This is a genomic window from Robertmurraya kyonggiensis (assembly GCF_005116465.1).
Taxonomy (GTDB): Bacteria; Bacillota; Bacilli; order Bacillales; family Cytobacillaceae; genus Robertmurraya; species Robertmurraya kyonggiensis.
The window spans coordinates 2106321-2119114 of sequence record NZ_SWBM01000001.1; the positions used below are offsets into that span (position 1 = coordinate 2106321).

Genomic DNA, 12794 nt, shown 5'->3' on the forward strand with positions numbered 1-12794 from the left:
ACGAACAAGTATGAAAAAGGTTTCATTTATTTTACTTCTATGTAAAAAGACCACAGGACATAAATCCTATGGTCTTTAATACAATTATGAAAGGTGTTGTTGTACAAGTTTATTAACGAGCGATCCATCTGCCTTGCCTTTTACTTTCGGCATAATAGCAGCCATCACTTTTCCCATTTCAGCTTTTGATGAAGCTCCAACTTCTGCAATTGACTCTTGGACAATTTTAGAAACTTCTTCTTCAGTTAACTGTTGGGGCATATATTCTTCCACATACTGCAATTCAGTACGAATTTTTTCAACTAGGTCCTCGCGGCCTGCTTTTTCAAATTCATGGAGGGAATCCTTGCGTTGCTTTACTTCACGAGAAAGGACTGTTAGCTCCTCATCCTCGGATAACTCTTGACCGAGCTTTAATGCTTCATTTTGAAGTGAAGCTTTAACCATCCGAATGACGGAGAGTTTGTCTTTTTCTTTGTTTTTCATCGCCTGTTTCATATCCTGATTCAAACGCTCGAGAAGACTCATTACTTACACCCTCTCTTTACCACTTACGTTTTCTTGCAGCTTCAGACTTTTTCTTACGTTTTACACTAGGTTTTTCGTAGAATTCACGCTTTCTAGCTTCTTGTATAGTACCTGATTTAGATACAGTACGTTTAAAACGACGAAGAGCATCTTCAAGTGATTCGTTTTTACGAACAACAGTTTTAGACATTCTCTTTCCCTCCCTCCGAACACAACACACTTACACCACATGAAACCATGTACTTTGCAATTATAATATAATGAAGGAGCAAGGTCAACAGTATTCTCGCCCCATTCCCTTCCTACTTATCATGTGATAAATTTTTCAGTTAAAAAATTGTTAAATAATGTGCATGCGTCACTCTTCCACACCATAAAGTTTATGGAAAGGATGGAGGACATGCTCTATTTATTATTTTTCGTACTTTTCATTTTGTTATTTATCGTGGGAATGACTTTTTTGAGAACAGGTTTGTTCAACGCCTCTGCTGAGAGCTTAAAGTACTGGTTAGTAAAATTAACCGATACTCCCATTAAAGGACTACTCGTTGGAACGCTTGTAACAGGAATTCTTCAAAGCAGTTCAGCTGTCATGGTCATCACCATCGGATTAATTGCAGCAAGAATGATGACTTTTCGCGGTTCGATTGGAATTATTTTAGGGACAAATATCGGGACGACCTTTACAACAGAATTTATTACTTTTAATATTGGTTCCCTAATCGTACCGATGGCAATAATTGGGGCACTTTTGTTTCTGATTCGGAATATAAAAATTCGTAGCATAGGGATTATTCTTTTGGGGCTTTCCTGTATTTTTACAGGAATGCAAGGTTTTGAATTTCTTGCTCTTCCTCTCTCAGAGCTTTCCTTCATGAAAGAGTCGATTCATCAGTTGAACGATAGTTCTTTGTTAAGTGTCATTGCTGGTATAATTCTCACTGGCATTATTCAGTCAAGTACGGCAACAACTGGTATTGTTATGGGATTTTTGAGTTCGGATGTCTTTCATATAGCAACCGGAATTGCGATTATGCTTGGAGCTAATATCGGAACATGTGTGACTGGTTATATCGCAAGTATAGGGAGTGGGGAAGAGTCGAAGCTTTGTGCATATGCACATATATGGCTGAACCTGTTGGGAGTTATAGTGTTTTTTCCGTTTATTGCGACGCTATCTAATCTAGCTGTGTTTCTTGCCGATAAACCGGAAGTTCAGCTTGCTCATATCAGTGTTCTTTTTAATTGTGTTTCTTCGATATTAGTTTTACCCTTTGCCTATAAGTTTGGGGATTTTATTGTGAAGGTGCATGGTAAAAAACAACTGCATTAAAAAACTCCAGAATTTATCCTGCATTCCAGAATGTCATTTTTGAATGCAATTGCGGTTGGGTACCCAAAAAGTTCTTTTCAAAAATCGACACTTTTTCAGTGACCTCGAAGTGTTCATGAAGACACTATTTAAGGATATCTCGTGAATAATGTCCGCATGGAGCGTTCATGAAGACACTTTTGAAGGATTTCCGGTGTATAATTTCCGCATGGAGCGTTCATGAAGACACTATTTAAGGATGTCTCGTGAATAACGTCCGCATGGAGCGTTCATTGAAGACACTATTTAAGGATGTCTCGTGAATAATGTCCGCATGGAGCGTTCATGAAGACACTATTGAAGGATGTCTCGTGAATAATGTCCGCATGGAGCGTTCATGAAGACACTATTTAAGGATTTCCGGTGTATATCGTTCGCATGGAGCGTTCATGAAGACACTTTTGAAGGATATCTCGTGAATAATGTCCGCATGGAGCGTTCATGAAGACACTTTTGAAGGATTTCCGGTGTATAATGTCCGCATGAAAAGCCCGAGACCTCTGAAATAGGAAATTATGCCCTCAGAATCGATTCTTTGCGCCACTTACAGCCTATTACCATACAAAAAAAATGACCGAAGACAAAACTCGAAAATTCTACGAGTTTGTCTTCGGTCTGAAATGCCGGAAGTTATCCGGCATTCGTTTCATCTTAGTAACTTGAATCAGAAGTTAACCCTTTTACAATTGCGATTCCTGAGCTTGCTCCGATGCGAGTTGCTCCAGCTTCGATCATGTTATTTGCATCTTCAGCGTTTCTTACTCCACCTGATGCTTTAACACCGATTTCAGGTCCAACCACTTTACGCATTAAACGAATATCTTCTACAGTTGCTCCACCAGTTGAGAAACCAGTTGAAGTTTTTACAAAGTCTGCACCAGCTTTTACAGATAGCTCACATGCAGTAACCTTTTCTTCGTCAGTTAATAATGAAGTTTCGATAATAACCTTTGTTAAAGCTTTTCCTTTTGCTGCTTCAACAACTGCACGAATATCTTTCTCCACTAATTCAATATTTCCACTCTTTAACGCTCCAATGTTGATTACCATATCAACTTCAGTTGCACCATTTTCAATTGCATTTTTTGTTTCAAAAGCTTTTGTTTCAGGAGTGTTTGCACCTAATGGGAACCCGATAACTGTACAAACATCTACACCTGTCCCATTTAACATCTCACTAGCAAGTCCCACCCAAGTAGGATTTACACATACGGATGCGAAGTTATATTCCTTTGCTTCCTGACAAAGTGTTTCAATTTGGTCTTTTTTTGCATCTGCTTTTAAAAGTGTATGATCAATATATTTTGCAATATTCGTAGCCATTAAATAGACCCCTTTCATCCCATGCAAAGTGTTATTTCTTTGCCAATAATATTAGTTGTACGTACCTCTTCATAATAACATTGAACGAGCCCTTTTTCGAGGTTATTTTTTGTTGTTTTACAAAAAATAACCTCTTTACTAAAAAATAAAAAGGAACTGCATAGAATCAAATGCAGTTTCCCTATTCTTATATTGCTTCGTTAAGTACGTCGCTGTTTTCTATCACGCGTACAAATTGGCCTTCGTTATACGGATAGCCAGCCTTCGTAATTTTAACCTTAACAATTTTTCCAACCATATCTTCTGTTGCAGGGAACACAACCTTTAGATAGTTGTCTGTATAACCTTCATATAAGCCACCCTCTGGATCGTCCTTGAATTTCTCTTCAGGGATGACTTCGAGAACTTCATTCTCAAATTGAGAAGCATATTCTTTCGCTAACTGATCAGAAAGGGCGATTAGGCGATGAACGCGCTCATTTTTCACGTCCTCATCCACTTGGTCTTCCATTCTAGCTGCTGGAGTACCTGTACGCTTAGAATATGGGAATACGTGAAGCTCGGAGAATTTGTGTTCCTTAATGAAATTATAAGTCTCCATAAATTCTTCTTCAGTTTCTCCTGGGAATCCGACAATTACATCAGATGTAACCGCTAAGCCAGGAAGTACTTCTTTCAATCGATCTAATCTTTCAGCAAAGAATTCCATCGTGTACTTACGACGCATTCTCTTAAGTACTGTATTAGAACCTGATTGAATTGGAATATGCAAATGTCTAACGATGACATTTGATTGATCAATCACTTCAATAACTTCATCTGTAATTTGACTTGCTTCAATGGAAGAAATACGTAGACGTTTCAAGCCTTTTACTTGAGCTTCAAGGTCTCGTAGAAGACCTGCTAAGTTGTATTCCTTCATGTCTTCGCCGTATCCACCAGTATGAATACCTGTTAAGACAATCTCTTGATAGCCAGCATCAACCAATTGTTGTGCTTGATGAATAACTTCTTGCGGATCTCTTGATCTCATTAAACCACGAGCCCAAGGGATGATACAAAATGTACAGAAGTTATTGCAACCCTCTTGAATCTTTAGTGATGCACGAGTTCTGTCCGTAAAAGCAGGAACATCTAATTCCTCATACACACGATTTTTCATGATATTGCCTACCGCATTAATCGGTTGACGTTCTTCTTTAAACTGGTCTATATACTCAAGCATTTTCACACGATCCTGTGTACCCACAACGATGTCAACGCCAGGAATCGCCATGATTTCAGCAGGAGATGTCTGCGCATAACAACCCGTTACACAAATTACCGCGTCTGGATTTTTACGAATCGCACGTCGAATGACCTGACGGCTTTTCTTATCTCCAGTATTCGTTACCGTACAAGTATTAATCACATATACGTCAGCTGTTGATTCGAATTCTGTACGATCATAGCCTTGTTCTTTAAACAATTGCCAAATGGCTTCTGTTTCATAATGGTTTACCTTACAGCCTAGTGTATGAAAAGCAACTGATGCCATTTAAATTCACCTCATTAATTCAGTTTGGTAGGAAACAGCTGAAAGTGCATATAATGGTGCTGTTTCTGTCCTTAATATTCTTGGACCAAGGCCGCAAGATTGGAACCCATTTTCTTTTAAAATCGATACTTCTTCGTTTGTTAGTCCACCCTCTGGACCAAAAACAAACAGAAGAGATTGTCCTTTTTCAATATCTTTCAATACAGAATGAAGAACAGCTATTTCTCCCTGCTTCGCATCTTCTTCAAATGCGATCAGTTTGTAATCATAGTCCATTGCATGAGCAATAAGTTGCTTCAAGCTGATAGGACTCTGAACTTCTGGAGAAATCTGGCGGTGTGATTGTTCAGCAGCTTCTTTCGCAATCTTATTCCACCGCTCAACCTTTTTTGCCGCCTTTTTATCGTCCCATTTCACAACGGAGCGAGATGCAGTAAAAGGGATAAACGTAGATGCACCCAGTTCTGTCCCTTTTTGAATAATCCATTCAAGCTTATCCCCTTTTGGCAGTCCGCTCGCAATTGCCACGTGTACAGGCAGTTCAACAGATTCTTCTTCCCATTTTACAACTTCTGCAACAACCTGGTCATCGGTAATTTCTTCTATTGCACAAATCGCACTTCTCCCGTTATTAACACAAATAATCTGATCACCGATTTTTAAGCGCATAACAGTAACGATATGATGCCGGTCCTCTTGCGAAATATAGAAGGTATCATCATTTAGATCATTTACAAAATAGCGTTGCATCGTTACACCTCATTTTTTCTCGCAATGAAGGCGACCCAATCTTCCATCTGAATCGTTTCAATGATCTCAAAACCAGCCGCAAGAATAGAATCCTTAACTTCTTGCTTCTTTTGAAGTATAATCCCAGCGGTAATAAAATGCCCACCTGGTTTTACAATTCGTGCCGCATCATCAGTAAAGCGTAGGATTACTTCTGCTAAAATATTGGCAACGACAACATCGACCGTTTCATCGATTCCATCGAGTAAATTGTTTTGTGAAACGGTTACTCGATCGTGTACCTTATTTAACTTTATATTGATGCGGGCAGAATTAACAGCCACTTCATCTAAATCTAATGCATCAACTGTAGACGCACCAAGCTGTGCAGCAGCAATACTTAGTACACCAGAGCCTGTTCCAACATCGATCACACGGTCTCCAGTTTTCACTGTTCTTTCAAGTGCTTGAATACACATAACTGTAGTCGGATGAGTTCCGGTCCCAAAGGCCATCCCTGGATCTAACTCAATAATCAGTTCATCACTATGAACTGGTGTGTAATCTTCCCATGTAGGAACAATCGTGAATTTTTCTGAGATCTTAACAGGATGATAATATTTCTTCCATGCTGTTGCCCACTCTTCCTCATTCACTTCACTGATTGTTACCGTATTTCTACCAATGTCGATATTGTATAAAATCAAGCCATTAATTGCTTCTTTAATTTCCTCAACTGTTTCGCCTAGAAAACTATTGACTGGCAGATAGGCCTTAACAATAACTCCTTCTTCCGGATAATCATCAGGATTAAGTTGGTAGATTTCTCCGAAACGGTCTTCCCTCTCCTTTTCAAGCTCGAAAGGGTCCTCAATGACAACTCCCGAAGCTCCAGCTTCATGTAAAATATTTGAGATCGGCTCTACCGCCTCATTTGTTGTATGAATGGCGATTTCTGACCATTTCATTTCTACCAACTCCGTTTCTATCTGACCTTTTCTCTTTACTATTTGTAATATTTCGCTTAAAAATTAGTCGCCCTTAAATGCTCTTTTCACCTTTGCAAAGAAGCCTTCTTCTTGTTCCCCTTGAGGCACTTTGCCACTCACTTCAGCAAATTCTTGAAGTAACTGCTTTTGCTTCTCTGTTAGCTTTGTTGGGGTAACAATGCGCATGATGACATGTTGATCACCAACACCATAACCTCTAACATTCGGAACACCTTTTCCTCTTAGACGGAATTTTGTTCCTGTTTGAGTACCAGCTGGTACCTTCAATTTCACCTTACCATGCATGGTTGGAACTTCAATTTCATCCCCTAATGCTGCCTGAACAAATGTGATCGGCATTTCACAATATATATCATCATCATGACGCTCAAAGAATTCATGTTCACGTACGCGGAAGACCACATATAGATCTCCAGATGGACCACCATTAACTCCTGGCTCGCCTTGTCCAGATACTCTTAATTGTTGACCATCATCGATACCTGCAGGAATTTTCACATTGATTTTGCGACGTTTCTTAACTTTTCCTGCACCACCGCAAGTTGAACACTTATGTTTAATTTCTTTACCAGTACCATTACAGTAGTTACATGTTCTTCTATTAACGATTCGGCCAAATGGCGTATTTTGCTCTACGTTTAACTGACCAGTTCCGCTACAATGCTTACAAGTTTCCGGCTTTGTCCCTGGTTTTGCACCACTTCCGTTACAAGTATCACATGTTTCCTCACGAGGAATTTCGATTTCGGTCTCTTTTCCAAATACCGAATCTTCGAAGGAAATCGTCATTGTGTATTGAAGATCTGCTCCTTGTCTTGGTGCATTTGGATCACGACGTCTTGAACCACCGCCGCCACCAAAGAACGTTTCAAAAATATCTTCGAAGCCACCGAAACCGCCACCTCCGAAGCCTCCACCACCAAAACCTTGATTCGGATCAGTGTGACCGAATTGATCATAGTGCGAACGCTTTGAATCATCACTTAAAACTTCGTATGCTTCTTTTACTTCTTTAAATTTCTCATCAGCATCTGGTTCTTTATTTATATCTGGATGGTACTGCTTTGATAGCTTACGATATGCTTTTTTTATTTCATCTTTAGAAGCGCTTTTGCTGACTCCTAAGACTTCATAATAATCCCTTTTACTCATCCTACCAACTCCCCCGAAACTTTCACGTAAAGGTTATTTTAACACTCAATTAAAGATATGTGCAAATAAAGTATGTGCTTTAACCAGACAATCTTCAAAAGTCAGTCTACATAGAAAAAGCCAAAGCCATAAAGATGGTGACTTTGACTTTTCTATATTTCTAAAGCGAGTTTATTGAATAGCTCTCTCAAAAGCTAATTCATTACATATTATTTTTCGTCTTTAATTTCTTCGAATTCAGCATCTACGACATTATCGTCCCCGCCTGCGTTTGCGCTACCTTCAGCACCTTGTGCGCCTTGAGCTTGTTTTGCAGCTTCTTCGTAGAGCTTAACAGAAAGATTTTGTACGATTTCTTGTAAAGCATCTTTCTTTATACGGATTTCTTCAAGGTCATTTTTCTCGATTGCAGCTTTTAGTGCATCCTTCGCTTCATTAGCTTTTGCAACTTCATCTGCATCAACCTTGCCCTCTAAATCTTTCAAAGTCTTATCAACTTGGAATACAAGTTGATCTGCTTCGTTACGTAATTCAACTTCTTCTTTACGCTTTTGGTCCGCATCAGCATTTGCTTCTGCTTCTTTAATCATTTTATCGATTTCTTCATCTGATAAACCAGTAGAAGACTTGATTGTGATTGTTTGTTCTTTGTTTGTGCCAAGGTCTTTCGCACGAACATTTACGATACCGTTTTTATCAATATCGAAAGATACTTCGATTTGTGGAATTCCACGTGGTGCTGGTGGAATATCAGTTAATTGGAAACGACCAAGCGTTTTGTTGTCTGCAGCCATTGGACGCTCACCTTGTAATACATGAATATCCACTGCTGTTTGGCTATCAGCTGCTGTAGAGAACACTTGTGATTTAGATGTTGGGATTGTAGTATTACGGTCGATTAGCTTCGTAAATACTCCACCCATAGTTTCAATACCAAGTGAAAGTGGTGTTACGTCTAGTAAAACAACATCCTTAACATCACCTGTGATAACTCCACCTTGAACAGCTGCACCCATTGCAACTACTTCGTCTGGGTTAACCCCTCTGTGAGGCTCTTTTCCAGTTGCCTTCTTGATTGCTTCTTGAACAGCAGGAATACGAGTTGATCCACCAACTAAGATAACTTTATCAAGTTCAGAAGAACTTAATCCTGCATCTTGTAATGCTTGGCGAACTGGTCCCATAGTTCTTTCAACAAGGCTTGAAGAAAGCTCATCAAATTTAGCACGAGAAAGTGACACTTCTAAGTGAAGTGGTCCTTCAGCTCCAGCAGTGATAAACGGTAAAGAAATTTGTGTAGTTGTTACACCTGATAAATCCTTCTTCGCTTTTTCAGCAGCATCTTTAAGACGTTGCATTGCCATTTTATCTTTAGAAAGATCAATTCCATTATCCTTCTTAAATTGTTCTACTAAATAATCAATGATAACTTGGTCGAAGTCATCTCCACCTAAACGGTTGTCCCCAGCAGTAGATTTTACTTCAAATACCCCGTCACCTAATTCTAGGATCGATACGTCGAATGTACCGCCACCTAGGTCATAAACAAGGATTGTTTGGTCTTCTTCCATCTTGTCTAAACCATAAGCAAGAGCTGCTGCAGTAGGCTCGTTAATGATACGCTCTACTTCAAGACCAGCAATTTTACCAGCATCCTTTGTTGCTTGACGCTCAGCGTCGTTGAAATATGCTGGAACCGTGATAACAGCTTTTGTTACAGGCTCACCAAGATAATCTTCAGCGTAGGATTTTAAGTGTTGTAAAATAATCGCTGAAATTTCTTGTGGTGTATAATCCTTACCTTCAATTGTCTCTTTATGAGAAGTACCCATATGACGTTTGATAGAAAGAATGGTATTCGGATTTGTAATTGCTTGACGCTTTGCAACTTCGCCTACTTGTCTTTCCCCATTTTTAAATGCAACAACAGATGGTGTTGTACGATTTCCCTCTGGATTAGGAATAACCTTTGGCTCTCCGCCTTCAAGGACAGCTACACAAGAGTTTGTTGTTCCTAAGTCAATACCGATAATTTTGCTCATGTTACTACCTCCCAAAATAATATGTAATCACTAATATCTTTAATGGTTCATTATAAGACATCAATTGCCTTATTGATTTACTTTTACCATTGCCGGACGAATGACGCGATCCTTTAACAGATAACCCTTTTGGAATTCCTCAACAACAATATTTGAGTCATATCCCTCTTCTTCAACCTGCATAACAGCTTGATGGAAGTTCGGGTCGAATTCTTTCCCTTGAGATTCAATTGGTTCAACGCCTTCTTTTTTCAAAGCATCTAAAAGAGTTCTATGAATCATTTCCATTCCTTGAAGCAATGATTTTGTTTGTTCATTATCTGTTTCTACATTCAATGCCCGTTCAAAATTATCTAATACAGGCAGTAAATCAGAAATTAAGCTTTGTGCTCTATATTTTTGCGCCGCTTCGGAATCTAATCTAGCTCGACGGCGGGAATTTTCAAAATCTGCTTGTAGTCGAAGGTAACGATTTTCCTTTTCTTCGAGCTCGGCTTCTAAAGAAGCAATCTTCTTTTCTAATTCCTCAGTAGCTGAAGTTTCGACAACAACTTCCGCTTCGCCAAAAACCTCTTCGATTGTTTCCTCTTGTTCAGTATCGTTGGTAGCCACAGCTTCTTCATTCAGTGTATTTTTTTCTTCAGCCAACGTATTCACCTCCCTTAAAGTAAAAAACAAGTTGTATATGCAAGGAAAAGAGATGGAATTATGTAAATTCCACCCTTAATCAATATTTCCTTTGCTACTTACTTTGATACAGCTTTGTTAAGGCTGTACTTAAATCAGTACTCAAAAACTGCAATAGGCTTATCACCCGAGAATACTCCATACGTGTTGGTCCTAAGATGGCGATGGTTCCTAGTTGTTCCGAAGCAATCGAATAGGTAGCCGTGATTAGGCTACAGTCCTCCATCGCAGAAACGCCATTCTCTTTCCCAATTTTCACATTGATTCCTGAGGGATTCTGACGAATAATATCGTACATATCCTCTTCATGCTCAATCATGGTTAGGAGATTTTTAATCTTCACGAAATCATGAAATTCCGGCTGACTTAACATGTTTGTCTTCCCACCGAAAAACAGCCTTTCATTTACAGGAAGCTTTAACGAGTCAGCAATAGAAGAAAGCATTGCATCATAGCTACGGATATGCTGGCTTAAGACAAAGGCTACCTCTTTATAGATTTTACTATTTAACTCTTCTAGAGGAACACCTGTTAAGCGTTCATTCAAAATATTGACGAACTTTTCGATATCGCCAGTATCAATACCCGGTGGCAGATGAAACATTTTATTTTCTACATACCCTGTATCTGTAACGATAATAGCAATAGCTGCTTCATTATTTAAGGGTACAATTTGAATTCTTCTTAATTTATTTTCTCGTACTGCTGGTCCAAGAACAATTGATGTGTAGTTTGTCAGCTCTGATAAAATTTTCGCTGATTTTTGTACAAGCTTTTCCATTTCAAAAATTCTTTCTGCAAAGATTGAACGAACGGAGTCGACATCTTTCGCATCCAGCTGTTGTGGTGAAAGCAAGTGATCAACGTAAAATCTGTACCCTTTTTCGGACGGAATTCTCCCCGATGAGGTGTGTGTTTTTTCAAGAAACCCAAGCTCTTCTAAATCCGCCATTTCATTACGAATCGTAGCTGAACTAAATTGAATTTCTTCTTTTTTTGACAAGCTTCTCGAACCGACCGGCTGAGCAGACCGAATGAAATCATCAACAATCACTTGGAAAATTAACAATTGACGATCTGATAACACGTTATATCACCTCTGTTAGCACTCTTTTATAACGAGTGCTAAATCTAATATTAAATTATCAAAAGAAGGGGGATAATGTCAATCATTTACACTCTACAATTAGACTTTATTATAGTCTTCATCCTCAACTACGCCTAAGAAAGATTGAAATACCTCATTTCCTAAAAATCGCCCTTTTTTCGTTAACATGATTTGATTGTGTTGGACGTCAATTAAGTCCTTTTCTGTTAGTTCATTCATTTCATTCTTAAATAAATCAAGAGGATTCTTCCCATATCTGTCGATAAACCTTTGGACCGAAACACCTTTATTTTTTCTTAATCCAAGAAACATTTCCTCTTCCATTTGTTCTGCAAATGTCGGAATAGTCTCTTCAAGAATAGGCAGATTTCCTTGCTGAAGGGGTTCCATATATTTTTTCAACGGGCCAAAGTTCGAACGTCTTCTCCCACTGACATAACCGTGCGCCCCTGCACCAAATCCATAATATTCATCATTGTTCCAATACGTTAAGTTATGCTTACTCTCATAACCAGTCTGAGCAAAATTACTAATTTCGTATTGAGTAAATGCATGCTTCGCCATTTCTTCCATCAGCACTTCGTACATCGCGGCTTCTGTATCCTCTCCAGGTAAAGGGAGCCGGCCTTTTCTCATCAAATTATAGAAAACTGTTTTAGGTTCAATAATTAAGGAGTAGCCAGAATAATGATTGATATCTAGGCTAAAAGACGTCTCCAAAGTTTCTCGGAAATCATCTAAAGTTTGCCCCGGTAAGCTATAAATTAAATCAACGGAGATATTTTTAAACCCTGTATTCTTAGCTAGCTCGACGGATTTAAAAACATCAGCAGCGCGATGGGTTCGACCAATGCTCTTTAATAATTCGTCATTAAAGGTCTGAACACCAAAGCTTAGTCGATTTACCCCTGCATCATGTAGTATTTGAAACTTTTCCTTCGACAAATCTCCTGGGTTGGCTTCAAAAGTAAATTCCGTATCTTGATTATACGGGAGAAGTTCATTAATGGTTTCACAAAGAAATTGTAATTGCTTTTCATTTAGAGCCGTTGGTGTTCCACCTCCGACAAAGATCGAGTCTAAATGAGTAGTCGGTGCAGCTTCTAACGTTAGTTCAATTTCCTTTTTCAATGAATTTAAGTATTCATCAACAGGCTGTCCTTGTAAAAATACTTTATTAAAATCACAATAATGGCAAATATGCTCACAAAACGGGATGTGTATATAGGCCGCTTTAATCAAATCCATCACAACCTCTATTTAAAATATGAAAAAGAGGTTAGCGTGCTTGCGGACAAGCCAGCCT

The 12794-nt window shown here is 38.9% G+C and carries 12 protein-coding genes; 1 reads left to right on the plus strand and 11 read right to left on the minus strand.

The features are described from left to right. Positions 1-84 precede the first annotated feature (84 nt). Complete coding sequence (locus tag FA727_RS10620; protein WP_126407133.1) at positions 85-528, minus strand: GatB/YqeY domain-containing protein; 444 nt, start codon at positions 526-528, stop codon at positions 85-87. 16 nt (positions 529-544) lie between these two features. Then, entirely contained in the window at positions 545-718 is a 174-nt protein-coding gene (rpsU, locus tag FA727_RS10625) for a 30S ribosomal protein S21 (RefSeq protein WP_019154564.1), read from the minus strand. Positions 719-910: 192 nt separating this feature from the next. Between rpsU and FA727_RS10630 the strand changes: the two genes are divergently transcribed. Next, a complete protein-coding gene (locus FA727_RS10630; RefSeq protein WP_306461664.1) occupies positions 911-1861 on the plus strand; it encodes a Na/Pi symporter in 951 nt (316 codons plus the stop codon). A gap of 690 nt (positions 1862-2551) precedes the next feature. Here the strand turns inward: FA727_RS10630 and deoC are convergent. The 9 genes from deoC to hemW form a co-directional block, all read right to left on the minus strand. Beyond that, entirely contained in the window at positions 2552-3223 is a 672-nt protein-coding gene (gene deoC, locus FA727_RS10635; RefSeq protein WP_136830856.1) for a deoxyribose-phosphate aldolase, read from the minus strand. A 187-nt stretch (positions 3224-3410) separates the two neighbouring features. Next, positions 3411-4760, minus strand: a complete 1350-nt coding sequence (gene mtaB / locus FA727_RS10640) for a tRNA (N(6)-L-threonylcarbamoyladenosine(37)-C(2))-methylthiotransferase MtaB (RefSeq protein WP_136830857.1) — start codon at positions 4758-4760, stop codon at positions 3411-3413. 6 nt (positions 4761-4766) lie between these two features. Further along, complete coding sequence (locus FA727_RS10645) at positions 4767-5510, minus strand: 16S rRNA (uracil(1498)-N(3))-methyltransferase (protein ID WP_136830858.1); 744 nt, start codon at positions 5508-5510, stop codon at positions 4767-4769. A 2-nt stretch (positions 5511-5512) separates the two neighbouring features. Beyond that, on the minus strand, positions 5513-6457 hold the full coding sequence (prmA, locus tag FA727_RS10650; protein ID WP_136830859.1) for a 50S ribosomal protein L11 methyltransferase: 945 nt from the start codon (positions 6455-6457) through the stop codon (positions 5513-5515). A gap of 63 nt (positions 6458-6520) precedes the next feature. Continuing rightward, positions 6521-7651, minus strand: coding sequence for a molecular chaperone DnaJ (gene dnaJ, locus FA727_RS10655; RefSeq protein ID WP_136830860.1), 1131 nt, complete (start codon positions 7649-7651; stop codon positions 6521-6523). Positions 7652-7860: 209 nt separating this feature from the next. Next, positions 7861-9693, minus strand: a complete 1833-nt coding sequence (dnaK, locus tag FA727_RS10660) for a molecular chaperone DnaK (protein ID WP_136830861.1) — start codon at positions 9691-9693, stop codon at positions 7861-7863. Positions 9694-9762: 69 nt separating this feature from the next. Further along, on the minus strand, positions 9763-10341 hold the full coding sequence (grpE, locus tag FA727_RS10665; RefSeq protein WP_136830862.1) for a nucleotide exchange factor GrpE: 579 nt from the start codon (positions 10339-10341) through the stop codon (positions 9763-9765). 94 nt (positions 10342-10435) lie between these two features. Continuing rightward, the gene (gene hrcA, locus FA727_RS10670; RefSeq protein ID WP_136830863.1) at positions 10436-11467 is read right to left on the minus strand and encodes a heat-inducible transcriptional repressor HrcA; all 1032 of its coding nucleotides are present in this window, start codon (positions 11465-11467) and stop codon (positions 10436-10438) included. A 99-nt stretch (positions 11468-11566) separates the two neighbouring features. Next, complete coding sequence (hemW, locus tag FA727_RS10675; protein ID WP_136831066.1) at positions 11567-12730, minus strand: radical SAM family heme chaperone HemW; 1164 nt, start codon at positions 12728-12730, stop codon at positions 11567-11569. Positions 12731-12794: the final 64 nt, after the last annotated feature.

What these genes read in the sequence shown, in the direction of transcription:
- FA727_RS10620 (WP_126407133.1), bottom strand. Translation starts at nt 528, where the DNA reads ATGAGTCTTCTCGAGCGTTTGAATCAGGATATGAAACAGGCGATGAAA.
- rpsU (WP_019154564.1), bottom strand. Translation starts at nt 718, where the DNA reads ATGTCTAAAACTGTTGTTCGTAAAAACGAATCACTTGAAGATGCTCTT.
- FA727_RS10630 (WP_306461664.1), top strand. Translation starts at nt 911, where the DNA reads ATGGAAAGGATGGAGGACATGCTCTATTTATTATTTTTCGTACTTTTC.
- deoC (WP_136830856.1), bottom strand. Translation starts at nt 3,223, where the DNA reads ATGGCTACGAATATTGCAAAATATATTGATCATACACTTTTAAAAGCA.
- mtaB (WP_136830857.1), bottom strand. Translation starts at nt 4,760, where the DNA reads ATGGCATCAGTTGCTTTTCATACACTAGGCTGTAAGGTAAACCATTAT.
- FA727_RS10645 (WP_136830858.1), bottom strand. Translation starts at nt 5,510, where the DNA reads ATGCAACGCTATTTTGTAAATGATCTAAATGATGATACCTTCTATATT.
- prmA (WP_136830859.1), bottom strand. Translation starts at nt 6,457, where the DNA reads ATGAAATGGTCAGAAATCGCCATTCATACAACAAATGAGGCGGTAGAG.
- dnaJ (WP_136830860.1), bottom strand. Translation starts at nt 7,651, where the DNA reads ATGAGTAAAAGGGATTATTATGAAGTCTTAGGAGTCAGCAAAAGCGCT.
- dnaK (WP_136830861.1), bottom strand. Translation starts at nt 9,693, where the DNA reads ATGAGCAAAATTATCGGTATTGACTTAGGAACAACAAACTCTTGTGTA.